The 25400-nt window shown below is 34.2% G+C and carries 25 protein-coding genes; 7 read left to right on the top strand and 18 right to left on the bottom strand.

What is annotated here, in order from left to right; all coding sequences use genetic code 11:
* Positions 1 to 76: 76 nt before the first annotated feature.
* The 3 genes from FNW17_RS14555 to FNW17_RS14565 are packed head-to-tail and all read right to left on the bottom strand — an operon-like array spanning position 77 to position 2424.
* Entirely contained in the window at positions 77 to 910 is an 834-nt protein-coding gene (locus FNW17_RS14555) for an OmpA/MotB family protein (RefSeq protein ID WP_144072024.1), read from the bottom strand.
* A gap of 50 nt (positions 911 to 960) precedes the next feature.
* Positions 961 to 1962 (bottom strand): glycosyltransferase family 2 protein, encoded by a 1002-nt coding sequence (locus tag FNW17_RS14560; RefSeq protein WP_144072025.1) that lies wholly within the window; start codon positions 1960 to 1962, stop codon positions 961 to 963.
* On the bottom strand, positions 1963 to 2424 hold the full coding sequence (locus FNW17_RS14565; RefSeq protein WP_144072026.1) for a type I restriction enzyme HsdR N-terminal domain-containing protein: 462 nt from the start codon (positions 2422 to 2424) through the stop codon (positions 1963 to 1965).
* A gap of 88 nt (positions 2425 to 2512) precedes the next feature.
* Here FNW17_RS14565 and holA point away from each other — a divergent pair, with 88 nt between their 5' ends.
* Genes holA through ettA form a run of 3 tightly spaced genes read left to right on the top strand, consistent with a single transcriptional unit; the run spans position 2513 to position 5496 of the window.
* A complete protein-coding gene (holA, locus tag FNW17_RS14570; RefSeq protein ID WP_144072027.1) occupies positions 2513 to 3517 on the top strand; it encodes a DNA polymerase III subunit delta in 1005 nt (334 codons plus the stop codon).
* Positions 3518 to 3568: 51 nt separating this feature from the next.
* Positions 3569 to 3751 (top strand): CAL67264 family membrane protein, encoded by a 183-nt coding sequence (locus FNW17_RS14575; protein WP_143389456.1) that lies wholly within the window; start codon positions 3569 to 3571, stop codon positions 3749 to 3751.
* 50 nt (positions 3752 to 3801) lie between these two features.
* Positions 3802 to 5496: an energy-dependent translational throttle protein EttA gene (gene ettA, locus FNW17_RS14580; RefSeq protein ID WP_143389455.1), complete on the top strand. Its 1695-nt coding sequence runs from the start codon at positions 3802 to 3804 to the stop codon at positions 5494 to 5496.
* 67 nt (positions 5497 to 5563) lie between these two features.
* On the opposite strand, the gene FNW17_RS14585 is transcribed toward ettA, so the two are convergent.
* From FNW17_RS14585 to FNW17_RS14595, 3 genes are all read right to left on the bottom strand, one after another.
* Positions 5564 to 5977 carry a thiol-disulfide oxidoreductase DCC family protein gene (locus tag FNW17_RS14585; protein ID WP_143389454.1) on the bottom strand — a complete coding sequence of 138 codons (414 nt, stop codon included), beginning with the start codon at positions 5975 to 5977 and terminating at the stop codon, positions 5564 to 5566.
* Between the two features lie 71 nt (positions 5978 to 6048).
* The gene (locus FNW17_RS14590) at positions 6049 to 6357 is read right to left on the bottom strand and encodes a GIY-YIG nuclease family protein (protein WP_317129783.1); all 309 of its coding nucleotides are present in this window, start codon (positions 6355 to 6357) and stop codon (positions 6049 to 6051) included.
* A 79-nt stretch (positions 6358 to 6436) separates the two neighbouring features.
* On the bottom strand, positions 6437 to 8602 hold the full coding sequence (locus FNW17_RS14595; RefSeq protein WP_143389453.1) for an endonuclease MutS2: 2166 nt from the start codon (positions 8600 to 8602) through the stop codon (positions 6437 to 6439).
* Between the two features lie 174 nt (positions 8603 to 8776).
* On the opposite strand from FNW17_RS14595, the gene ung reads away from it, so the two are divergent.
* Positions 8777 to 9445 (top strand): uracil-DNA glycosylase, encoded by a 669-nt coding sequence (gene ung / locus FNW17_RS14600; RefSeq protein ID WP_143389452.1) that lies wholly within the window; start codon positions 8777 to 8779, stop codon positions 9443 to 9445.
* Between the two features lie 15 nt (positions 9446 to 9460).
* Here the strand turns inward: ung and FNW17_RS14605 are convergent, their stop codons facing one another.
* The 5 genes from FNW17_RS14605 to FNW17_RS14625 form a co-directional block, all read right to left on the bottom strand.
* Complete coding sequence (locus FNW17_RS14605; protein WP_143389451.1) at positions 9461 to 9985, bottom strand: GNAT family N-acetyltransferase; 525 nt, start codon at positions 9983 to 9985, stop codon at positions 9461 to 9463.
* Complete coding sequence (locus FNW17_RS14610; protein WP_143389450.1) at positions 9982 to 10188, bottom strand: DUF6980 family protein; 207 nt, start codon at positions 10186 to 10188, stop codon at positions 9982 to 9984. Before FNW17_RS14610 ends, FNW17_RS14605 begins: the two co-directional genes overlap by 4 nt.
* 35 nt (positions 10189 to 10223) lie before the next feature.
* Positions 10224 to 11090 (bottom strand): nucleoside phosphorylase, encoded by an 867-nt coding sequence (locus FNW17_RS14615; RefSeq protein WP_143389449.1) that lies wholly within the window; start codon positions 11088 to 11090, stop codon positions 10224 to 10226.
* Between the two features lie 58 nt (positions 11091 to 11148).
* Positions 11149 to 11478, bottom strand: coding sequence for a translation initiation factor (locus FNW17_RS14620; protein ID WP_126563246.1), 330 nt, complete (start codon positions 11476 to 11478; stop codon positions 11149 to 11151).
* 134 nt (positions 11479 to 11612) lie between these two features.
* Positions 11613 to 12563 (bottom strand): isopenicillin N synthase family dioxygenase, encoded by a 951-nt coding sequence (locus FNW17_RS14625; protein ID WP_143389448.1) that lies wholly within the window; start codon positions 12561 to 12563, stop codon positions 11613 to 11615.
* A 246-nt stretch (positions 12564 to 12809) separates the two neighbouring features.
* Between FNW17_RS14625 and FNW17_RS14630 the strand changes: the two genes are divergently transcribed.
* Positions 12810 to 13115, top strand: a complete 306-nt coding sequence (locus FNW17_RS14630; RefSeq protein WP_144072028.1) for a hypothetical protein — start codon at positions 12810 to 12812, stop codon at positions 13113 to 13115.
* A gap of 70 nt (positions 13116 to 13185) precedes the next feature.
* Here FNW17_RS14630 and FNW17_RS14635 read toward each other — a convergent pair whose 3' ends face one another.
* The 4 genes from FNW17_RS14635 to truA form a co-directional block, all read right to left on the bottom strand.
* Positions 13186 to 13680, bottom strand: coding sequence for a YybH family protein (locus tag FNW17_RS14635; RefSeq protein WP_144072029.1), 495 nt, complete (start codon positions 13678 to 13680; stop codon positions 13186 to 13188).
* Between the two features lie 312 nt (positions 13681 to 13992).
* Positions 13993 to 15381 (bottom strand): dihydrolipoyl dehydrogenase, encoded by a 1389-nt coding sequence (lpdA, locus tag FNW17_RS14640; protein WP_143389445.1) that lies wholly within the window; start codon positions 15379 to 15381, stop codon positions 13993 to 13995.
* A gap of 525 nt (positions 15382 to 15906) precedes the next feature.
* Complete coding sequence (locus tag FNW17_RS14645; RefSeq protein WP_143389444.1) at positions 15907 to 17661, bottom strand: ABC transporter ATP-binding protein; 1755 nt, start codon at positions 17659 to 17661, stop codon at positions 15907 to 15909.
* Between the two features lie 171 nt (positions 17662 to 17832).
* Positions 17833 to 18567 carry a tRNA pseudouridine(38-40) synthase TruA gene (truA, locus tag FNW17_RS14650; RefSeq protein ID WP_144072030.1) on the bottom strand — a complete coding sequence of 245 codons (735 nt, stop codon included), beginning with the start codon at positions 18565 to 18567 and terminating at the stop codon, positions 17833 to 17835.
* Positions 18568 to 18815: 248 nt separating this feature from the next.
* On the opposite strand from truA, the gene FNW17_RS14655 reads away from it, so the two are divergent.
* On the top strand, positions 18816 to 19310 hold the full coding sequence (locus FNW17_RS14655) for a metallophosphoesterase family protein (RefSeq protein ID WP_144072031.1): 495 nt from the start codon (positions 18816 to 18818) through the stop codon (positions 19308 to 19310).
* Between the two features lie 169 nt (positions 19311 to 19479).
* Here FNW17_RS14655 and FNW17_RS14660 read toward each other — a convergent pair whose 3' ends face one another.
* On the bottom strand, positions 19480 to 19893 hold the full coding sequence (locus tag FNW17_RS14660; protein ID WP_143389441.1) for a DUF4293 domain-containing protein: 414 nt from the start codon (positions 19891 to 19893) through the stop codon (positions 19480 to 19482).
* A gap of 179 nt (positions 19894 to 20072) precedes the next feature.
* Between FNW17_RS14660 and rho the strand changes: the two genes are divergently transcribed.
* Positions 20073 to 21851, top strand: a complete 1779-nt coding sequence (rho, locus tag FNW17_RS14665; RefSeq protein WP_144072032.1) for a transcription termination factor Rho — start codon at positions 20073 to 20075, stop codon at positions 21849 to 21851.
* A gap of 89 nt (positions 21852 to 21940) precedes the next feature.
* Here rho and FNW17_RS14670 read toward each other — a convergent pair whose 3' ends face one another.
* Positions 21941 to 23197 carry an RsmB/NOP family class I SAM-dependent RNA methyltransferase gene (locus FNW17_RS14670; RefSeq protein WP_143389439.1) on the bottom strand — a complete coding sequence of 419 codons (1257 nt, stop codon included), beginning with the start codon at positions 23195 to 23197 and terminating at the stop codon, positions 21941 to 21943.
* Between the two features lie 206 nt (positions 23198 to 23403).
* Positions 23404 to 25365, bottom strand: a complete 1962-nt coding sequence (locus tag FNW17_RS14675) for a KUP/HAK/KT family potassium transporter (protein WP_143389438.1) — start codon at positions 25363 to 25365, stop codon at positions 23404 to 23406.
* Between the last annotated feature and the right edge of the window lie 35 nt (positions 25366 to 25400).

Raw genomic sequence — 25400 nt, forward strand, 5'->3', positions numbered from 1 at the left:
AAAACGTCCCGATTTCTCGAGACGTTTTTTGATATTCTAACCCACTGAACACTTAATACTGTTCACTGAACACTAATTATTGTGCTTGTTTCTTCATTTCTTTCTCTACCATTTCATAGAATTGATCAATTTTAGGCATTACATAGATACGAGTTCTTCTGTTTTTTGATCTATTTTCAGCTGAATCATTTGACACTAAAGGTACATATGAACTTCTTCCTGCAGCGATTAATTGTGCAGGGTTAACACCTAATTGTGCTGATAAAACACGAATAATTGATGTAGAACGTTTTACACTCAAATCCCAGTTGTCGATTATATCTCCATTTCCGTTGTAAGGAACGTTATCAGTGTGACCTTCAACCATACATTCAAAATCAGGTTTGTCATTTACAACCTTTGCAACTTTAGCCAAAACTCCTTTTGCTTTGTCAGTTACATCATAGCTACCGCTTTTAAACAACATTTTATCAGATATAGAGATGAATACCACACCTTTATCAACATTGATTTCGATATCCTCGTCATTTAATCCAACTACAGATTTTAAACTAGTAACTACAGCAAGTGTAACACTGTCTTTTTTAGTTAAAGCATCTTGCATTCTGCTGATTTTTAAATCTTTCTCTTTGATTGATTCCAAAGCTTTTTCAATATTTTGAGCTCCTTTGGTTGTTAATACTGTCATATCCTTAGACTGGGAAATTAAATTTTGGTTTTGGTCTTTTAAACCATCCACAGTGGCTTTAAGCCCCGCTTTTTCTTCTAAACAAGAATTTAATTTTACCGTACAAGTGTTTAACAAATCTTGAGTCTCTTTGTTTTTGGCTTCTAAGGCTGCATATTGTTTCTTTGATACGCAAGAAGTTAAAAGCACTAATAAGGATAAGGCGATTGCTACTTTTTTCATAAATGTTAAAATTTTAATTAAATGTGTTTCACAAAAATACTGTTTTTTATTTATTTGGTACCTAAAATATTGTTAAATACTTTTACTTTCTCAATAAAATAGAGATAAACGATACTTTTTATTTTATAGTATTTTTCAGATTGAAATGATGCTCTTTTTTTATAATTTTTAGAACAAAGCGAATAAAAGGCAAAATGAGCTTTTAAAATAGCCCATAAATGTTTGAACTTTCCTTGAAAAAGAAATTGTATACCTGCAACTCCATCTAAGACTAGGCGAATAAAAAGCACTGGAAACAATTGATTTTTGGGAAGATTTTTCACCATCATCAACAACGAATTCCTGAAATTCAAAAAAGTCTTCTTTGGATTTCCCAGTTGTAAAGTCGCTCCACCCACGTGATACACCACCGATTTTGAATTGTATTTAATGATATGACCTTTATTGAAAGCGCGCCAACACAAATCGATTTCTTCCTGATGGGCAAAAAAATCGGCATCGAAACCTTTCAACTCCTTATAAACTGTACTTCGGATAAAAAAACAAGCACCCGAAGCCCAAAATATTTCGCAATTGTCATCGTATTGTCCGTTGTCTTTTTCCAAAGTTTCAAAAACACGTCCTCGACAATAAGGATAACCGTATTTGTCTAAAAATCCGCCTGCTGCACCCGCATATTCAAAGTATTTTTTGCGTTTGAAATCCAATAGTTTGGGTTGAATTATGGCGGTTTTGGGTTCGTTTTCGAAGGTTTCGATGATGGGTTTCAGCCAGTTTTCCGTCACTTCAATATCGGAATTTACTAAGGCATAAATCTCGGCATAGATGTGTTTTAAAGCTTCATTATAACCTTGGGCAAAGCCAAAATTACTTTCGTTTACCACGATTTTTACCGTTGGAAAATTAGCTTTTACAAACGCAACAGAATCATCGGTCGAAGCATTGTCGGCTACATAAATATCAGCTTCAGGAGAAAAGTTTACAATGGAAGGTAAAAATTGTTCTAATAATTTTGTTCCATTCCAATTGAGTATGACAACGGCTATTTTCATTTAAATGGGTGTATTTTTCAATTCGTAATCCGGCAACTCCTTCAAAAAATCATATTTCTCATTCTCAAAATCCATTTGGCAAAAGTAATGATTAAGACCATTGGTTACCATCAAATATTGAGCTTTCAAAGTCATATTGTAACGAGAAATTTGGTCAAAAGTAGCTTGGGCAGTTTTAATTTCAGGAGCTTTACATTCCACCAAAACAAAGATGGAACCATCGGGATTGAAAACCACAATATCATATCTTTTTCGCAATCCGTTGACGTTCAAAACTTTTTCGACATTGATTAATGATTTGGGATATTTTTTTTCTTCCAATAGAAACCGAACTACGTGTTGGCGAACCCATTCTTCGGGAGTGAGAATGATAAATTTTTTCCTAATTTCGTCGAAAATAGATATTTTATTTTCGCTATTTTTGAAACGAAAAGAATAAGAAGGAAAATTGAGTGGTTGCATATTGCAAAAATAGTTAATTTAGTTTCAGGTTTCAAGTTTCAGGTTACACAACTTGAAACTTGAAACCTTAAACTTGAAACCAAGAAATATGGACGAAGTTTTAAAAATAGTCAATGACATCAAAGCGGGTAATATCAAACCGATTTATTTTTTGATGGGAGAAGAGGCTTATTATATCGATAAATTATCCGATTATATTGAAGACAAAGTGTTGACGGAAGACGAAAAAGGATTCAATCAAACCGTTTTGTATGGACGCGACGTGACGATAGAAGATATTGTTTCGACCGCCAAACGTTATCCGATGATGGCCGAGCGTCAAGTGGTTATTGTAAAGGAAGCTCAGGATTTGTCAAGAACTATCGACAAAATCGAAAGTTATGCCGAAAACCCAATGCCATCAACAGTTTTGGTTATTTGTTATAAATACAAAACATTGGATAAACGTAAAAAAGTAACCAAACTTTTAGCTAAAAACGGCATCGTTTACGAAAGCAAAAAACTGTATGAAAATCAAGTAGGAGATTGGATCAAACGGGTTTTGGCAGGAAAAAAATATTCCATCGAACCCAAAGCCAATGCGATGTTGGTGGAATTTCTAGGAACCGATTTGAGTAAAATCAACAATGAATTGGAGAAATTGCAAATTATTTTGCCGAAAGGCAGCACAATTACACCCAAACATATCGAGGAAAACATAGGTTTCAGCAAAGATTTTAATATATTCGAATTGCGAAAAGCCATTGGAGACCGGAACCAACTGAAAGCCTACACGATTGCTGATAATTTTGCTCAAAACCCGAAAGATAATCCCATAGTAATGACCACAGGTTTGGTTTTTAGCTTTTTTATTCAATTGTTGAAATACCACGGATTGAAAGACAAAAATCCAAATAATGTTGCCAAAGTATTGGGTGTCAATCCTTTTTTTCTAAAGGATTATGATATTGCCATCAAAAATTATCCAATGCGAAAAGTAAGCCAAATTGTGGGTTTGTTGCGGGATATTGACGTAAAAAGTAAAGGAGTAGGGGCAAATGCTTTACCGCAATCGGATTTATTGAAAGAAATGCTTTTTAAAATATTTAATTAGCGGTGAAATTTTACGATATTTGCACTTCTAAAATAAAACACAATAAAAATTATGGGAATGAATAAAAATACTATTTTAGGATGGGCTACCTTGATAATGATATTAATGGGACTATTATTGATTGGGTTAGGTGCTTTTAGATATGATGATGTAGCAGGATGGGGATTTGCAGCTGTTGGCGTGGGGTTCTTGGCCAACGCTTGGGTTTTTAATTCCTTGAAAGGAAGAGTTTAAAAAATATAACAATGCCAATTGCAATGGCAATAACAATTTAAAAAATAAAAATGGCCGACGATAAAAAAGTAATTTTCTCAATGCAAAAATTGAGTAAAACCTATCAAGGAGCAGATAAACCTGTTCTTAAAAATATTTATTTGAGTTTCTTTTACGGAGCTAAAATTGGAATTTTGGGACTTAATGGTTCTGGAAAATCTTCCCTTTTGAAAATTATTGCAGGTGTTGATAAAAATTATCAAGGTGATGTCGTTTTTCAACCGGGTTATACCGTGGGTTATTTAGAACAAGATCCACAATTAGACGAAACGAAAACCGTTCTCGAAATTGTTCAAGAAGGAGTTGCCGAAACCATGGCCGTTTTGGATGAATACAATAAAATAAACGATTTATTTGGTCTTCCTGAAAACTACGAAGATGCCGATAAAATGGACAAGTTGATGGATCGTCAAGCGGCGTTGCAAGACAAGATTGATGCTCTTGGTGCTTGGGAAATCGATACCAAACTTGAAATTGCAATGGATGCCTTGCGGACTCCAGATGGCGAAACTCCAATCAAGAATTTATCTGGTGGTGAGCGTCGTCGTGTGGCTTTATGTCGTTTGTTGTTGCAACAACCTGATGTTTTGCTTCTCGATGAGCCTACGAATCACTTGGATGCCGAATCTGTGCTTTGGTTAGAACAACATTTGGCGCAATATGCTGGAACTGTAATTGCTGTAACGCACGACAGGTACTTTTTAGATAATGTAGCGGGTTGGATTTTGGAACTCGATAGAGGAGAAGGCATTCCTTGGAAAGGAAATTATTCTTCTTGGTTGGAACAAAAATCGGGTCGAATGGCATTGGAAGAAAAAGTAGCTTCGAAACGCAGAAAAAACTTAGAACGTGAGCTGGATTGGGTTCGTCAAGGGGCCAAAGGGCGTCAAACCAAGCAAAAAGCGCGTTTGCAGAATTACGACAAACTCTTGAATGAAGACCAAAAACAATTGGATGAAAAATTAGAAATCTATATTCCAAATGGACCAAGGTTAGGTACCAATGTTATTGAGGCTAAAAATGTAGCCAAAGCATTTGGAGAAAAATTATTGTATGATAACTTGAATTTTACTTTGCCACAAGCAGGAATTGTTGGGATTATTGGACCAAACGGAGCTGGTAAATCAACTATTTTCAAAATGATTATGGGCGAAGAAAAAACGGATAGTGGGGAATTTTCGGTTGGTGATACCGTGAAAATCGCTTATGTAGATCAAGCGCATTCGAATATTGATGTAAACAAATCGATTTGGGAAAACTTTGCAGATGGTCAAGAATTAATCATGATGGGCGGAAGACAAGTAAATTCTCGTGCTTATTTATCGCGATTTAATTTTGGAGGAGGAGAACAAAACAAGAAAGTTTCGATGCTTTCTGGTGGAGAGCGAAACCGTTTACATTTGGCCATGACTTTAAAAGAAGAAGGGAACGTACTTTTATTGGATGAGCCGACGAATGATTTGGACATCAACACACTTCGAGCTCTGGAAGAAGGTTTAGAAAATTTCGCAGGTTGTGCCGTAGTAATTTCGCACGATAGATGGTTTTTAGACAGAATTTGCACGCATATTCTAGCTTTCGAAGGTAATTCTGAAGTGTATTATTTTGAAGGCGGTTTCTCTGAATACGAAGAAAATAAAAAGAAACGATTAGGTGGTGATTTAACGCCAAAACGTTTGAAATACAGAAAATTGATTAGAGGTTAAAATTCTATTCCATTCAATTTTAAACCCGACAGTTTTTCAAAATCCTGTCGGTTTTTTTTATTTTATCTTACAAAAATTTTGATTTTAATTCGGGAGTTGGTATCATACAGCTTTCTTTTTTGCCATACCATTTGTATCTATTCTTGGCGACATAATCGTAAACTTGGTTACTGATGCTTGTTGGAATAATCCTGAAAACAGTTCCAAAATGCCAAATTCCACCAAGGTTTTTAGCAATTTGAAGTGCAGCTTGTGATTTGTAATAGTAAGCTACGCCAGGTTCATACAAAATAATACTATCAATGTTTTGCGAATTTATTCCAATATGTTTCAAAATTTCCTGACCCAATTCGGATTGTAAAGCCACAAATCGAAACACATCTTTCTTGTCGTGTTGTATCACAAACTGTACCGCCGAATCGCATAAATTGCAAACGCCGTCAAAGAGGATTATTTTTTTGTTGGGAGGAAGGTTGAGCATATTTTTGTCATTGCGAGGAACGAAGCAATCTCATTTGTTGCTCAATTTTGCTCTTAGTGTTAATACGATTTTTATTCAGTCATTATATCTTTAATTTCTTCAAATAAATCTTTACAAGTAGGATTCAAAGAACGAATTAAATCATTTTTTACTTCTCTAGAACCCGCTTTGATTTGTTTTTCTCTAGCTATTGCATCTCCCATCCATTGAAATTGTTCATAATACACTAATATGTTTAGACTGTAACGAGCAGAAAATGAATTTGGATACCTTTTCTCTTTATGCTCCAAAATCCTCTTAGGAAGATTAGACGTAACTCCTGTATAAACTACAGTTTGATATTGATTAGTGATGATATAAATAAATCCTGGTTTCATCATTTTGGTTGTGTTTTGTCAATTGCTCAACTTGTGTGCTCGTGTTAGTGGGATTGCTTCGTTCCTCGCAATGACATACTAACTATTTCTTAGCCGCTTCCACCAATTCCAATAGATCCAAACTTACTTTTGAGGTGAAAATTCCGTAATTGACAGTCGCTTTATTTTTCTCAATGTTATCAATACTTCCAACAGCCTTACCGTCAAACATTCGTACTCGATCGCCAACTTTCAAAATCGGTTTTGGTTTTTCGATAACGGGTTTCAGTTTCTTTTCCTTCTTTTCAATCCTGATTTCCTCCACTTTAACTTCAATCTCTTTGACGACCTCTTTTTTCTTTTCTATAATTGCCTTAGCTTCTTTTGGAGTCGCTTTAATTCGTTTTGAGTTTTCAATTTCGATGATTTTCAAAAATTCGCCAATCAGGTCTTTCTTATTTTTATTATTGAAATAGTTCTCGGCAATAGATTCAATTTTTTGTCCAATGTAAATCGTTTTTTGGTTACTATCAAACAATTCCTGATAGCTTTCCAGTTTTTGCTTGATTTTCACGTTGATACTTTCCATTTTTTTGCCTTCCTCACGCGCTTTTGTTTCTTCTTCTTTAAGTGTTTGCGAAGTTTTTTCCATCTTCGAACGTTCTTTCTGAAGTGTGGCAATGGTTTTGTCAAAACGCACTTTTCCCACTTCGATTTTCTTTTTTGCTCGATTGATTAAACTAAAAGGAATTCCATTCTTCAAAGCTACTTCAAAAGTAAACGAACTTCCTGCCTGACCTAAAACTAATTTGTACAAAGGTTCCAATGTTTTTTCATCAAACAACATATTGGCATTGATAGCAAAAGGCAATTCGTTGGCCAGAATTTTTAGGTTCGAATAATGTGTAGTTATTATCCCGAAAGCTTCCCGATGATAAAATTCTTCCAAGAAAATCTCTGCCAAAGCACCACCTAATTCGGGATCGGAACCCGTACCAAATTCATCAATTAGGAACATTGTTTTCTGGTTACATTTCTTCAAGAAGTAGTTCATATTCTTTAAGCGGTAACTGTATGTACTCAAATGATTTTCAATAGATTGGTTGTCCCCAATGTCTGTTAAGATTCTATCAAACAAAAAAGTTTCACTGCGTTCGTGAACGGGAATCAGCATTCCAGATTGTAACATCAATTGCAGCAATCCAACGGTTTTCAACGAGATGGTTTTTCCTCCAGCATTAGGTCCAGAAATTACGATGATTCTTTTTTCTTGGTTTAATTCAATGGTTTGAGGATGCGTAATTTCGTTTTTCTGTTTGTTGTTCAAATACAAAATAGGATGGAAAGCATCTCTGAAATACAATCTTCTATCTTCGGTAATTGTGGGTAGAATTCCATTGATTTTGTTGGCATATTTTGCTTTGGCGGCAATCACGTCAATATCACTCAAGAAGTCTTGGTATTGAATTAGCAATGGTAAAAACGGACGAATTTGGTTGGACAATTGCTTTAGAATTCGAGTGATTTCTTCTTTTTCTTCGTATTCCAAATTGCTCAATTCACGGGAATATTTCAAAGTCAGTTCTGGTTCAATATAAGCGATGCTTCCTGTTTTAGAACTGCCTAAAATGGTTCCTTTCACTTTACGGCGATACATTGCCAAAACTGCCAAAACCCTGCGATTTTGCACAAAACTTTCCTTAATATCGTCTAAATAACCCAGAGAATTGTATTGGGTTAAAGCTACGCCAAAACTCTGATTGACTTTGCCACGAATAGAGTTCATTTCCCGACGAATATTTAATAAATCGGGGGAAGCATTGTCTTTTATTTCTCCATATTTATCGACCACAACATCAATCACGCTACTGATTTCCTTGGTGATTTGGATTTCGGAAGCCTTTGTATTTAAATAAGGATAATAGTCGTCGAATTTCTTGAAATAATTCAACATAAAATTCGTGGTATCCGAAATGGTGGCAATTTTTCTAAAACCGCCTACTTCCAGAAAACTATCTTCTATTGCCAAGAACTTGATTTCATACGTAATCGCATCAAAACCGTGATTGGGAATCGCATTGTTATTTTGGAAAGACGAAACGTATTCCGAGGTTTGCATCAAGGCATTCATCAAGGTTTCCTTGTCTTGGAAAGGTTTGATTTCTAGCGCTTTTTGCTTCCCAATATCGGTGTTGCAAATAGCCGAAATGGTTTCGAGAACGGTCGGGAATTGTAAGTCTTGAAGTGTTTTTTCTGTAATGGATATCATTTACTTTTTGAATTCTTTTCGGTACAAAAATAAGATTATTTCAAGGAGAAACATAATGTATTTTACGTAGATTCTCAAAGTGAAAACACAAAGTCACGCAAAGTTTTTTTTGTGAATCTATTTTTGTGAATCTCAGTGAAATCTTCGTGTATCTTTGTGAAATAAATTTTGATTATGCAACCCAACTTTAATCCTTCCTGGCAATCTATTTTATCAGAAGAAATACAGAAACCGTATTTCTCGGATTTGATGAATACTGTCGATGAAGAATACCAAAGCAATACTTGTTTCCCTTCAAAAGAATTGATTTTCGCTGCTTTTGATTATTGCTCGTTTGATGATTTAAAAGTCGTTATTATTGGTCAAGATCCGTACCACGGGGAAAATGAGGCGAATGGTTTGTGTTTCTCGGTGAATGATGGCGTTAAAATTCCACCTTCGTTGCACAATATTTTTCGTGAATTGAATGATGATTTGGGTACTATTTTTTTTCCAACTTCTGGTAATTTAGAGCGTTGGGCAAAACAGGGCGTTTTACTTTTAAACGCTTCACTTTCCGTTCGAAAGGACAATCCCAACAGCCACAAACACTTGAAATGGAATCTTTTTACCGATGCTGTAATTCAGAAAATCTCAAACGAAAAAGAAAATGTAGTTTTCCTGCTTTGGGGAAATTTTGCCCAAAAAAAAGGATCTAAAATTGACAGAAGCAAACACCTTGTTTTAGAATCGGGTCATCCATCGCCAATGAGTGCCAATCAAGGGAAATGGTTTGGTAACAAGCATTTTAGTCAGACGAATTCCTATTTAGAAGAAAAAAGAAAAACTAAAATTGACTGGTAAAAGAGCTAATATTTGTTACAAATTATTTTCTAATTCATACCAATTCCAAGAAATGCCATCTTCTAAATATTGTTCAGTCATTTGCATTCCAATTTTTTGAAGAATTCTATTCGAAGCTATATTTTCAGTATGAGCAGCAGCTTCCATAGTTTTGATGTTCATTGTTTTGAAAGCATAGTTTAGCCAAGCAAAAGTTGCTTCACTTGCATATCCTTTTCCCCAGAATTTTTCATCCAACCGATATCCAATATCGTAAAAATTAACTTTGTTATTTACTTCTTCGGTATTGTATTTCAATCCGGCCCAACCTATAAATTCATTAGTATCTTTCGAAATTATTGCAAATCTTCCTATGCCATTTTCAACGTATTGTTTTCTGATTGAGTCAATGATTTCATTGATTTTCTCAATTTTTTGAACGGGTTTGTTCCATAAATATTGGTGAACATTAGGATTCCTGTCCATTGCAAAAAAAGCTTCTGCATCAGAAAGTTGTAGTTCACGGAGAATGAGTCTTTCGGTTTCTAGAGTTATATTCATTTATTTTCTAATTTTTTACCGCACCAAGGACAAAATTCTATTTCTATAAAAGAACTACCTCCGTCGTGAATTATAATTCCATAATTATTTTGTTTTTTCGAATAATTAATGATTTTATCAGGGCAATCAAAAGGATCTTTATGAATATCACATTTATATTCAATATGATATTTCATTGATTCACAACAAAATTCTTTTTTCATAAATTTTATAGATTACAACTTCTAAGAAAATTCTTTTACTCCGCCAATTTTCCCAAAGCATACCCAATCAATTCATCGACAGCTTTGTATGGATCTTCGCTGAAAGTACCGTTGGCACGATTGGCAATTATTGCGTTTAATGACAAACAATTGTGCCCAAGTAGTTTTCCAAGGCCATAAATAGCGCCTGTTTCCATTTCGAGATTCGTCATTCGCGTTCCATTATAATTGAAGCTGTCCATTTTAGAATTCAAGTTTTCGTCTTGAATATTCAAACGCAAAACTCTTCCTTGTGGACCATAAAATCCGCCAGCAGTTCCTGTTATTCCTTTAAAAATCCGACTGCTTTCCATACGTTTTTCCAATACTTCAGAACAAGAAATAACATAAGGACGTCCTTTTTTTAAATCCCAATTGGTGTGTTTGATGAAAGCATCTTCCATTGCAATTTCTGAAATGTCGTCAATCAAATAGGAGCGAAGCATATTGTCTAATCCCAAGCCAAATTTTGCCATTACAAAACTATCCACAGGAATATCAGCTTGTAAGGAACCCGAAGTGCCAATTCGGATAATATTTAAAGATGTCAGTTTTTCTTTTGGAGTTCTGGTTTTCAAATCGATGTTGACCAAAGCATCCAATTCGTTCATCACAATGTCGATATTGTCTGGACCAATTCCGGTTGACATTACTGTGATTCTTTTCCCTTTGAAAAGACCGGTTTGAGTTTTGAATTCTCTTTTTTGGGTCGAAAATTCGATGCTGTCAAAGAATTGCGTAATTTTTTCGACACGGTTTTGGTCACCTACGAAGATGATGTCTTGGGCAATATGTTCGGGTAGTAAGTTCAAATGATAGACACTTCCGTCTGGATTGAGTATCAATTCTGATGATTGTATCATTAGTAATTTTGTTTAAATTGTTTAAGGTTTAAAAGTTTAAAGTTGATTTCTGAAATTTTTAGCCACCAACGCGTTTTACTTTAAAGCCTTTTTCTTTAAGAATTTGCATAATTTTATCCCGATAATCGCCTTGAATAATGATGGAATCGTCTTTGAAAGTACCACCAACGCTCAATTTAGTTTTAATTTCTTTAGCCAATATTTTAAAATCTTCGTCAGTTCCTTCGTAACCTTCGATTATGGTAGTGGCTTTTCCTTTTCGCTTTTCGAATTTGCAAATCATAGGTTCTTTTTGAATAAAAAGCTCGTGCTCTTCTTCTAGAAATTCTTCGGGTTCCGATTCGATATGATCTGGAAATAAATTTTTTAGTTGTTCGTGTAAGTCCATTTTTTACAATTAAATTGTTTTGTAAACCATTAAGAAATTAAGTTTCATTAAGAAATATAAAACTTAATGAAACTTAATTTCTTAATGGTAAAAGTACAAAAACAGCAAGTTGTCTATTTGTTTTTGGATGAATATTATTTTTTGATTAATCCCAAATCAACCAATCTTTCGTACAAGTAATCTCCGGCTGTAATGTCATCGAATTTCTTTGGGTTTTCAGCATCAATGCAATTTTCCAAACAATCTAATTTCATATCACTCACGGGATGCATAAAAAACGGAATAGAGTAACGAGATGTTCCCCATAATTCTCTTGGTGGATTCACCACTTGATGAATGGTTGATTTTAATTTATTGTTGGTGTGACGCGACAACATATCACCCACATTTATCACCAATTCGTCAGGTAGTGCAATGGCGTCAATCCAATCGCCATCGTGATTTTGAACTTGCAAACCACGACCTTGAGCGCCCATCAAAAGGGTTATTAAATTGATGTCGCCGTGAGCTGCGGCACGAATGGCATTTTCGGGTTCAGAAGTAATGGGCGGATAGTGAATAGGACGCAAAATAGAGTTTCCGTCTTTGGCATATTCATCAAAATAAAACTCATTTAAACCAAGGTGTAAAGCTAAAGCTCTCAATATATAAATACCTGTTTTTTCAAGCATTTGGTAGGCTTCTTTTCCAACAACATTAAACCGTGGCAGTTCATTTACTTCCACATTATCGGGATATTCCGAGGCGTATTTCGAGTCTTTTTCAACATATTGGCCAAAGTGCCAAAACTCTTTCAAATCGCCTTCTTTTCGGCCTTTGGCATGTTCTTTTCCAAAAGAAACATAACCTCTTTGACCACCAATACCTGGGATTTCATAACTGTGTTTAGTTTCTAAAGGCAAAGCGAAAAAATTTCTAATTTCACTATACAATTTTTCGACTAATTGGTCGTCTAAAAAATGCCCTTTTAAGGCAACGAATCCAATTTCTTCAAAAGCACTTCCGATTTCATTTACAAATTTTTGTTTACGTTTCGGGTCGTCCGAAAGGAAATCACGCAAGTCAACACTAGGAATGTTTTGCATATTTATTTTTTTAAAATAATTGAATAAGCGATTACTTATCATTACAAATGTAGAAAATATTTTTATGAAAGTTTTATTATCTTAATTAGGGTTCAAAACTATTTTATTTATTAGCTTTGTTTTAAATTGATAATTTAAAGAAATTTATTTTTTAAATTTCTTTATTTTCATAATAGTGTGCAGTAATCAACTATTATTGAGTTGGAGCTGTAGATTTAAATTTATAAACATCTAATTTATTTAAGTATGGTAGTACAGTATCGAGGTAAGCAAAATGGAATTCCGACCACATTTACAATACGAATCATCGGAAACAATCTTTCGAAAAGTAGTTCAAATTATCAATTGCATTTATTGGTTGGCGACAAGCAAATCCCTACTTTTACAACACTGATTCATCAGAGTTTGTCTAATTGTTTAAAAGAAATTTATTTGTTCAGAAAACACAATAAAATTTCGTTTGAAGCTTCTTCCGAAAAAATTATTTCTGAATACGTTCCTTATGATTTGGTTTTATATAATTATCAAAAAAACTTTTTGTTTATGGCATAAGTTTTTCTTTATTGAATTAAAAAATTCGTTCCGATTTTATCAGGACGAATTTTTTTTTCTGAATTGGGTTTTATTTTGAAGGAATTGGCAGATCCGAATTATAGCAATCTCTAAACATTCTCCATTTACCATTTTCCATTTTGAAAAGTTCTATTGATTTTCCCGAATCTAGTATTTTCCCATCCTTATCCGAAAATGCCCATTCTTCTTCTGCGGCCATTAGATTTTCATTGCCCCAAATTTCAACAGTTTTCATTGTGAAAGTTGGCATTCCAGATTTAATCCAACTGCCAAAAAGTTTTTTAATTGCAGGTCTTCCAATTATGGATTTTTCATTAGGTCCCATCATTTTGGCATCGGTAGTGTAGCAATTTGCAACGGTAGTAGAGTCGCCTTTGTTTATCGCTATAACAAATGTTTGACCAGCAGCTTCTATAGCCGCTTTTGCTTCGTCAAAATTAAATGTGGTTTTAACTTCATTTGTGGTAACTGTTTCTTTTTTGCAACTGATGGTTACAAAAATTAAAGCAACTAAAAGTACTTTGATTAGATTCGTTTTTTTCATGATAAAAAGTTTTTGATTAATAAATTGAATAGTTAATAGAAATCTTTTTGATTCTTTTGAATCTCAAAAAAATTATATTTATTATAAAACTAAATTTGCAATATGAAATAACGTGTAGAATTGAAAAAAAAACAGGGTAATTAACTAGCTTAAAAGGGTTTAATGACTATTTAAACTATATCAAATATACTAAATTATATATTATCTTCATTATATTTTTAACAAAAAAATCCGTTCTGTTTTCACAAAACGGATTTCTATACTTCTAAATTCTAACCTCTAACCTCTAACTTCTAACCTCTAACCTCGTCCCTACAAATGAATTACTTCACCATAAGCATCAGCAACAGCTTCCATAACGGCTTCGCTCATTGTTGGGTGAGGGTGAATTGATTTAAGGATTTCGTGTCCTGTTGTTTCTAGTTTACGAGCGACAACTGCTTCAGCAATCATATCCGTAACTCCAGCACCAATCATATGACAACCCAACCATTCGCCGTATTTGGCGTCAAAAATCACTTTTACAAAACCATCAGAATTTCCAGAAGCTTGCGCTTTTCCAGAAGCTGAGAAAGGGAATTTACCCACTTTTATTTCGTATCCTAATTCTAAAGCTTTCTTTTCAGTCAAACCTACAGAAGCAATTTCTGGTGTTGCATAAGTACAACCTGGAACGTTTCCGTAATCGATAGGATCTACGTGAAGACCAGCAATTTTCTCTACACAGTTAATTCCTTCGGCAGAAGCAACGTGTGCCAAAGCTTGTCCTGGAGTAACGTCTCCAATGGCATAATATCCGGGAATATTGGTTTGGTTGTAAGCGTTTACCAAGATTTTATCACGGTCAACAGCGATACCTACTTCTTCTAATCCGATGTTTTCGATGTTGGTTTTGATTCCAACGGCTGACAATAAAATGTCAGCTTCTAAAACTTCTTCTCCTTTAGCTGTTTTTACATAAGCTTTTACGCCTGCGCCGCTTGTATCAATTCTTTCTACAGAAGAATTTACCATTACATTAATTCCTGATTTTTTCAAAGATTTTTCCATTTGTTTAGAAATATCCTCGTCTTCAACGGGCACTACGTTTGGCATAAATTCTACAATAGTAACTTCCGTTCCCATAGAGTTGTAGAAATGAGCAAATTCGACTCCAATAGCTCCAGAACCTACAACAATCATCTTTTTTGGTTGAGTAGGCAAAGACATTGCTTGGCGATATCCAATTACTTTTACTCCGTCCTGTGGCAAGTTTGGCAACTCACGAGAACGTGCACCAGTAGCAATAATAATATGGTCGGCACTGTATTCAGTAACTTTTTCGTCTTTATCCGTTACATCTATTTTTTTACCCGGTTTTAGTTTTCCAAAACCATAGATAACGTCAATTTTATTTTTTTTCATCAAGAAAGTAACTCCTTTGCTCATTCCTGAAGCCACATTACGGCTACGTTGAATAACAGCTGGAAAATCTTTATCGAAAGAAGAAATAGTCAATCCATAATCAGAAGCGTGTTTTAAGTAATCAAAAACCTGTGCTGATTTTAATAATGCTTTCGTTGGGATACAACCCCAATTCAAGCAGATACCACCAAGGCTTTCTTTTTCGATTACGGCCACTTTAAAGCCTAATTGTGATGCTCTAATGGCAGTTACATATCCGCCTGGGCCACTTCCTAAAACTATAATATCGTATTTCATTTTTTCGTGTTTATTTAAATTATGGTAAAAATGCAGTCGCAAAAGCTCGTGTCATTTTTTATGTGTTTATTTTTTTAGTTATAAAAATGCAGTCGCAAAAGCTCGTGTCATTTTTTATGTGTTTATTTTTTTAGTTGTAAAAATGCAGTCGCAAAAGCTCGTGTCATTTTTTCGTGTTTATTTAAATTATGGTAAAAATTCAGTTGCAAAAGCTCGTGTCATTTTTGTATGTGTTATCAAAATTAATTTCAGTTGGCAAAATTAAGGATTTATTTTAAAAAACTTGAAGTGTTTTGTATGTTTATGTGTTTATTTCTATAAAACGGCACGGCTTATTTGAAATCTTGAGTTTTTATCATCCAATGTGTTTTAGCCCAGATAGAAATGGAAGCATTTTGAGAACAAATCACATTTTTTCTTGATGAAAAAGAGCGACCAAAGGAAGCTCCTTTTTAGTCTTAGAAAAAAGTGATTTGTTGAAAAAATGGTGGAGTGAATAGCTGGAAAATGCTCCTAAAAATAGAATTAAATCTCAGTAACAAACTGTGAATCATATAGATTTTTGTAATAACCTCCTGTTTTTTCTAATAATTCTTGATGCGTTCCTTGCTCGACAATCAAACCTTTGTCCATTACCACAATTTTGTCGGCTTTGAGAATGGTTGCCAATCGATGGGCAATTACGATGGAAGTTCTGCCTTTAGTAATCGTTTCGGTTGCTTTTTGAATTAATTCCTCTGAATAGGTATCAATCGAAGAAGTCGCTTCGTCCAGAATAAGTATGCTCGGATTACTGACATAAGCACGCAGAAATGCTATCAATTGACGTTGTCCTGAGGACAGCATTACGCCACGTTCTTTCACGTCGAAATCGTAATTATCGGGTAAACTCATAATAAATTTGTGAACGCCAATTTTCTTGGCCGCAGCTAAAACCTGTTCCCGAGAAATATCAGGATTGTTCAGCGTAATGTTATTGAAAATGGTATCAGCAAAAAGAAAAACGTCCTGTAAAACCACGGCAATTTGCTTTCGCAAAGAGCTCAAAGTATAGTTTTCGATGTTGTGTCCATCAATACAAATGGTTCCGCTGTTGATTTCGTAAAAACGGTTCAGTAAGTTGATAATCGTCGATTTCCCTGCTCCTGTTGCTCCAACAATAGCTATTGTTTTACCAGCTTTTACGTCTAAATCGATGCCTTTTATCACATATTCATTGGCAATGTAACCAAAATGAACTTCCTTGAATTGTATGTTTCCTTTGAAAATTGGAGCTTCGATAGTTCCTGTATCTTGAATTTGGTCTTGAGTATCAAGAATGTCAAAAACACGATTGGCGGCAATCATCCCCAATTGCATTTCGTTGAATTTATCTGCAATTTGGCGCAATGGATTGAACAACATTCCGATGAACATGGTATAAGAAAATAAATCTCCAAAAGTGGTAAATTGATCTCCATTCAATATTTTAATTCCTCCGTAAAGCACAACAAAACCTAGCGTTAATGATGAAATTATATCGGCAATTGGGAAGAAGATAGAGTTGTATAAAATTGTTTTTATCCAGGCTTTATTGTGTTTTTCGTTGATGGTTTTGAATTTTTCGAATTCAATATCTTCTCTATGAAATAATTGAACAATTTTCATCCCTGTAACGCGTTCTTGAACGAAAGAGTTTAAATTGGCAATCTGTGTTCGTACTTCTTCGAAAGCGATTTGCATTTTCTTTTGAAAAATTCGAGTGAAGAAAACTAAAATAGGTATGGCAACAAGTACAATCCAAGTCAGTTTCCAGTTCATATAAAACATAAAAACTAGCACGACAAACATTTTCATCAAGTCACTTATTATCATAAATAATCCTTGGCTAAAAATTCGGGCTATGGCTTCAATGTCAGAAACAGAACGGGTTACGAGTTGTCCGACTGGCACATTGTCAAAATATTTCATTTTGAAGCTTAGAATGTGTTTGAACATTTTAGTTCGAATATCTTTTACGATATCTTGACCAAGCCAGTTCGCCCAATACACGAAGAAAAATTGCGAAAAAACTTCCAATAACAGCACGAAACCCATCAAGCTTACGTATAGCATAAGTCCAAATTGATCGTGTGTTTTTATGTATCCATCCACAGTTTGTTTTAATAAATAGGGACGCAATGCTGCAAAAACTGACAGCGAAATAGCGAATGCCACAACGAAATTAAATCGTGATTGATAGGGTTTAGTATATTTTAATATTCTTTTGAATAATCGGGTATCGAATGCTTTTGCTTTCATAATTTTAGATGGCAGATTTCAGGTTGCAGATAACAAAATTCTATATCTGTAATCAAAAACCTTTCGCTGCTTTATAAACTAATTTATTTCTTTAACGTATTAATTTTTATATAATTTTCAATTTCATTATCTATTTCAACCGGAAACCTGCAACCTGTAACCTGTCACCTTTTATAAGTATTCGTAATCAATTTTTGTCAAATACAATCCGTGTGCTGGAACTGAAAATCCGGCTTCACTTCGGTTTTTACTTGCTATAATGTTGTTGAAATCTAATAAGGTGATTTTGTGCAAACCTACATAAACTAAAGTTCCCACAATAGCTCGAACCATATTTCTCAAAAAACGATTGGCTGAAATGGTAAATATAAGGGTATTCTTTTCTTGTGTCCAATGGGCTTCAAAAATAGTACAATCGAAAGTGTTTACATCGGTATTTACTTTAGAAAAACATTGAAAATCTGTATGATTAAATAATAATTTTGAGGCTTGGTTCATTAAATCAAGGTCTAATTTTTGGTGATAATACCAACTTTCATCTTGCAAAAAAACATCTTTAAAAGTATTGATATGGTATTCATACGTTCTTTTGGTTGCGTCAAAGCGTGCGTGAGCCTCCTGGTGAACGGGAATTATATCATAAATCACAATGTCTTTGGGTAAATAGGAATTGAGTTTGTGTACTAAACTTTGAATCTCAAATGGATTTTCAAAATCAAAATGAGCATACATTTCTTTGGCGTGAACTCCAGTGTCAGTGCGTCCAGCTCCCATAAGATTGATCTCGGAATTTAATATAACTGAAACCGCTTTATTCAATGTTTCCTGCACGGAAGAAGCATTGGGTTGGCATTGCCATCCGTGATAATTGGTTCCGTTGTATGCTAGTTTTATAAAATACCTCAAGATTAGATTTCAGATTACTTCGTCAGTTCGCTATCGCTCGTGCCAGATTTCAGATTTCAGATTTCAGATTCTGAAAGAAACCAGATTATACATTTTGAAGGGCAAATTTACAAAGATTTAAGTTGATTATAACTTTAAAATTTTCCCAAAACTGAAATTAAAAATAGTTAATCTTTCATCATAAATAATAACTTTGTCGCTTCGCTAAAAAAGAGGATGAGATGCACCCGTTCCTCACAAAGACAAAAATGAAAAAAATTCTCCTTCTATCTGATACACACAGTCATATTGACGATACTATTTTAAAATATGTGGCACAAGCTGACGAAGTTTGGCACGCTGGTGATATTGGCGATTTAATCGTGACTGATACTATAAAAAAAATAAAACCATTGCGAGGTGTTTACGGCAATATTGATGATGATAAAGCCAGAATGGAATTTCCGTTACACAACCGTTTTATGTGCGAAGGTGTCGATGTTTGGATCACTCATATCGGCGGGTATCCCGGTAAATACAATCCAAATATTAAAGTTGAAATGACTGCAAATCCTCCAAAGTTATTTATTTGTGGACATTCACATATTCTAAAAGTGATTTTCGACAAAAAACACAATCTTTTGCATTTGAATCCCGGAGCTGCTGGGAAAAGCGGTTTTCATCAAGTGAGAACGATGTTACGTTTTGTAATCGATGGTGACAAAATAAAAGACTTGGAGATTATTGAAATAGGAAAAAAGTAGTGTTCAGTGATTAGTTTTTAGTAATCAGTTGGCTTTGTAATATAAAAAAATAACGACTTTTTTTCCAGTTTCGGCTCCCTCTCCTTCGGAGAGGTTTGGGGTGAGGAACAAAAAAACCCGAACTGTTACATTCGGGTTTCCTTCGCACTAATAAACTAAGATTATAGGATTATCTCAATCTGTCCACAGATTTTACAAGATCTTCGTCCTTTTTGATGGCCTTGTTAGCTAAGACTAACAACACGATAGCAACAATAGGTAAAAACATCCCAATACCTTTCTCAGAAACCGCTGGGGTTTCTCCAGATACATTTAGCGAACGATAAACAAACAAGCCTAATAAAATTAAATTTAAAATTATATTCAATCTGCCCAAAACAAATTGATTTTGTCTTTTTTTATACGAAATGATACTCACTATGGTCAATGTTGTACTTAAACCAAGCAGTGCAACATACACCTGATTTTGCATAAATACATATTCTTTGCCATTAGCCATAGTCCAAAGCGGAAGGAAAAATGGTAAAATTCCTGTTGCCACAAAGGCTAGAAGTAAATATATGGTCTGAATTCTTTGTAACATTGTCTTAAATTGTTTGACAAAAATATATTTTCTTTTTAATAAATACTATTGTAGATTAAAATTTATTCGTAATATTGCATAACAAATCCGTAAGTACTTCATTCTTCGGTCAATTCAAAATCAAATTTTACTACACACTTTTATAGTATTCCCAAATTATTTAAAATCACAGAACATTTATGTTTGACATTTCTGCATTAAAAGAAATGAAGCTTTCTGAGCTTCAAGAAATAGCTAAAGCTGCTAAAACAATAAAATTTACAGGTGTAAAAAAAGAGACATTAATCAGTCAAATTTTAGAACTTCAATCCGCTGGTAATGATTCTACTACAGACTCTAAGAGGTCTGAACCTAAAGTAGAAGAAGAGAAACCAAAAAGAGCTAGAATTATTGCTCCAAAAAAAGTAGCTATTCAAAAAAACACGACTACTTCTCTTTTTTCTGACGAAGAAATAGCAGTAGAACCTAGCATTCCCGAAGTTAAAAACGAAAATCTAGCAGAAGAAATAGCTCCTGAAAAGAAAGTAAGTAAAGTGATTAAATTCAATAAATCAGCTTACGAAAAGAAAATGGCTTTGCAAAAGCAAAAGGAAGATGCTAAATTAGCTAGTGGAGAAAATGAATCTGCCGAAACAAACGAGGTGAATTCAGATGTTGATTCCGTTGAAACTACTGAAATTACCGAAAATGTTGAAGTTATAGTTCCTGCAAAAAAACTAAATCCGAACCAATTAAATAAGCAAAACCAAAATCCAAATCAAAACGGAAATCAAAATGGTAACGGTAATGTAAACCCGAATTTTAAAAACAAGAAAAACAATTTTAGAGATTCGGATTTTGAATTTGACGGAATCATAGAAAGCGAAGGCGTTCTGGAAATGATGCCTGATGGTTATGGTTTCCTTCGTTCATCGGATTATAATTATTTGGCTTCGCCTGATGATATTTATTTATCGACTTCCCAAATTAGATTGTTCGGACTTAAAACCGGAGATACAGTTAAAGGTGTGGTGCGTCCTCCAAAAGAAGGCGAAAAATTCTTCCCTTTAGTTCGTGTTTTGAAAATCAATGGGCACGATCCGCAAGTGGTTCGTGACCGAGTTTCATTCGAACATTTAACACCAGTTTTTCCATCTGAAAAATTCAAATTGGCCGAAAGACAGAGCACCATTTCTACTCGAATTATCGATTTGTTTTCTCCAATAGGAAAAGGACAGCGTGGAATGATTGTGGCGCAACCAAAAACGGGTAAAACAATGTTGCTAAAAGACATTGCGAATGCCATTGCCGCCAATCATCCTGAAGTTTATTTGATTGTTTTATTGATTGATGAACGACCTGAAGAGGTAACGGATATGCAACGAAGTGTGCGTGGTGAAGTAATTGCTTCAACTTTTGATAGAGAACCACAAGAACACGTGAAAATCGCAAATATTGTTCTCGAAAAAGCAAAACGTTTGGTCGAATGTGGTCACGATGTCGTGATTTTATTGGATTCGATTACGCGTTTAGCAAGAGCTTATAACACGGTGCAACCTGCCTCTGGTAAGGTATTGAGTGGTGGTGTGGATGCCAATGCATTGCAAAAACCAAAACGTTTCTTTGGTGCAGCCAGAAATGTAGAAAATGGTGGTTCATTGAGTATCATCGCCACAGCATTGACTGAAACAGGCTCAAAAATGGATGAAGTTATTTTTGAAGAATTCAAAGGAACGGGTAATATGGAATTGCAATTGGATAGAAAAATTGCCAACAAACGTATTTTCCCTGCAATTGATTTAACTTCTTCAAGTACAAGACGTGATGATTTATTACTAGATCCAAAAACATTACAAAGAATGTGGATTATGAGAAAATACCTTTCGGATATGAACCCAGTAGAAGCAATGGATTTTATTAATGATCGTTTCAAGAAAACGAAGAATAATGAAGAGTTTTTAATTTCTATGAATGACTAGACTATATCAATTTTAATAGCAAAATTCAATAATAAAAAAACTCCGATGGAATTATCTATCGGAGTTTTTTATGAATTCTAAAAGCTATATTATTCGATTTCTTTCTGTACTCTTTTTTCTTTTTGTTCGGAACTTTCTTTGCGCTCTAATAAAGCCATATAAAAACCGTCAAAACCAGACTCGTGAGCCAATATTTTTTGGTCTTTTATAAAGTTGAATTGTTTTCCAATCTCAGTTTTTAAGAATTTCTCCACTTGTTCCTGATTTTCAGAAGGTAAAACCGAACAAGTGGCATAGACTAATTTTCCGCCTGGTTTTACAATCTTAGAATAATTTTCCAAAACTTCGGCCTGTACTTTTCGAATGTTATCGATGAATTCGGGTTGCAATTTCCATTTAGCATCTGGGTTTCTTTTCAAAACTCCCAAACCGCTACAAGGTGCGTCAATCAAAACTCTATCGGCTTTTTCGTGTAGTTTTTTGATAACTTTTGTGGTGTCAATAATACGATATTCGATATTGAAAGCACCATCTCTTTTAGCTCTCAATTTCAATTGTTTCAATTTGCTTTCGTATAAATCCATCGCAATCAATTGGCCTTTGTTTTCCATCAAAGCGGCAATGTGCAACGTTTTTCCACCAGCACCAGCACAAGTATCTACCACACGCATTCCTGGTTTTACGTCAAGGAAAGCAGCCACTAATTGTGAATTGGCATCTTGAACTTCAAAAAATCCTTGTTTGAAAGCATCGGTCAAGAAAACGTTGGCTCTTTCTTTTAAAACCAAAGCGTCGGGCTGATCTTTAAGGTAGTCGGTTTCAATGTTCAAGTCCATCAAGATGGCTCTTAATTGCTCTTTTGTGGTTTTTAGAGTATTAGTTCTAAGGATTACTTTGGCGGGTTGGTTTTGAGCTGAAATTTCTTTCGCCCAAACTTTTTCGCCTAATTCTTTCACACCCAATTCGTCCATCCAATCGGGGATAGATTCTTTTAGGGTTCTAATTTTGGAAAGTTCGTCGAAACGTCCTTTTATTTTTCTTTCTGGTGTTCCTTCTAATTGGCGCCAATCGGGGATAGGATAACCTCTTAATACAGCCCAAACGGAGAACATTCTCCAAATATTATCTCGATCGTAAGGTTCTTTTACTTCGGCAATTTCTGCGTATAATCTTTTCCAACGTACAATTTCGTAGATGGTTTCGGCAACAAATTTTCTATCGGAGCTTCCCCAACGTTTGTCTTTTTTTAAAGATCTTGCTACCACTTTATCGGCATATTCGCCTTCGTTAAAGATAGCATTTAAGGCGTCGATGGTGGTGTAAACTAAATTTCTGTGTAATCTCATTTTAAATAATTGAGGCGCAAAGGTACTATTTTAGATTGAAGATTTTTGATTTTAGATTTTTTTGTCAGTTCGCTATCGATCGAGTCAGATTTGGAAGGATGAAAGTTGATTTGAAGTTGTTGATTTTACAATACTAAAATCTTTGATTAGTGTATACAAAAAAACACTGCTTGATAACAGTGTTTTTTAAAGAAATTTAATTATTTTTATTTTATTCTGGTTAAACCAATATTTTCTGGAGCGTGAAGAACCATTGGAAATTTCTCCACTTTAACAGATCCAATATCTAAGTTAAAGGCACTTTCTTCGGATAAACTTAGTTTTTTGATAAAGAAGTAAGAATTCATAATTATTTTCTCGAAGAACGTTAAATCGCTATCATTTGATAAATATTTTTCAGATAATACAAATTTGAAATCACCTATTATATTATTTTTATTCAATGATTCGTACCTACTAGTTACATCTACCTCTCCTTTTTTTACCATATCAGTAATAACTTCTTTGAACATCAAGTTGATTTTTGTAGGTTCTCTAAATCCTAAATTAAAATCGACTCTAAAAATAGTTTTTTCAGTTATTTCAGTCACTTTATATTCAGTTTTGTAGGGTTCGTTGAGGATGTTAACGTGTATAAACCAATAAATATCTGCTCTTTTTGGTCTTTTACGCAATATAGAATACATTACTTTTTCCTCAATTTCATCTGCTTTACCAGCATTTGTCATATAGATTAAATGAGTGGCATATTTTGGAATGGATAAATCGTCACTCAATTCTAATAATACTTTGGTATATTCATTGATATCCACAATTTTAGTATAACTCTTGTTGATTTTCTTTGCAAAATACCAAATTGTCATTACCGATATCAACACAGATGCAATTAATAATGTTACATAACCACCTTCTGCAAATTTTGTGATATTTGATATAAAAAAAGCAGATTCAATGGCTAAATATATTGTGATAATTGGTATCATTAAATACAGTTTCACCCTTTTTAATATCATATAATAATTGAGTAAAATGGTAGTCATTATCATACACAATATGATAGCTAATCCATAAGCATGCTCCATATTACTTGAGTTTTCGAAATGCAGTACAACCCCAACACATCCCAAAAACAATAACCAGTTAATAGAAGGAATATACAATTGTCCTTTTAATTCAGATGGATATTTTATTTTGACTTTTGGCCAAAAATTCAAGCGCATGGCTTCATTTATCAAGGTAAATGAGCCGCTAATTAATGCTTGTGAAGCAATTACTGCTGCTAATGTGGCAACAATAATTCCAATAGGTTGAAACCAATCGGCCATTATTAAATAGAATGGATTTCCGTTTTCTCCACCTAAACCAAATAAGGTTTGTCCTTCATGATGAATTAAATAAGCGCCTTGGCCAAAGTAGTTTAAGACTAAAGTAGTCTTTACAAAAATCCAACTGATTCTGATGTTTTTTCGCCCACAATGTCCCATATCCGAATACAAAGCTTCGGCTCCGGTGGTACAAAGGAATACAAAACCTAAAACATAAAAACCTTCTGGATGAATGGTCAATAGATTGTATGCATAATAAGGATTAAATGCTTTGAGAACTTCCGGATGATGAAAAATTTGTAATACACCCAAAACACCAAGCATTCCAAACCAAAGAAGCATCATTGGAGCAAAAAAGCGTCCTACTAGTTTAGAACCAAATTGTTGAATGGTAAACAATACAAACAAAATTCCGATAACTATTGGAATCGTATTTATTTCTGGATAAAAAGTCTTTATTCCTTCAACTGCCGAAGATACTGAAATGGGCGGCGTTATGATTCCGTCGGCAAGTAGTGCGCTACCACCTATGATAGCAGGAACTATCAACCATTTAATCTTTGTCTTTTTGACTAAAGCATACAAAGCAAAAATTCCTCCTTCACCATGATTATCTGCACTTAATGTAATAAGTACATATTTGATTGTAGTTTGCAAAGTAAGTGTCCAAAAAACTGCAGAAATACCGCCTAAGACAATATCTGCATTAATAACATGAAGCCCAATAATGGCTTTCATTACATATAATGGTGATGTTCCAATATCTCCGTAAATAATTCCTAATGAAATTAATAAACCACCTAATGTTAACTTACTGTGTAAGTCTTTATGCGAAGTATTCATGAAAATTTAAATAAAAATAACTTCGCAAATCTAAT

Source organism: Flavobacterium franklandianum, assembly GCF_007097365.1.
Taxonomy (GTDB): domain Bacteria; phylum Bacteroidota; class Bacteroidia; order Flavobacteriales; family Flavobacteriaceae; genus Flavobacterium; species Flavobacterium franklandianum.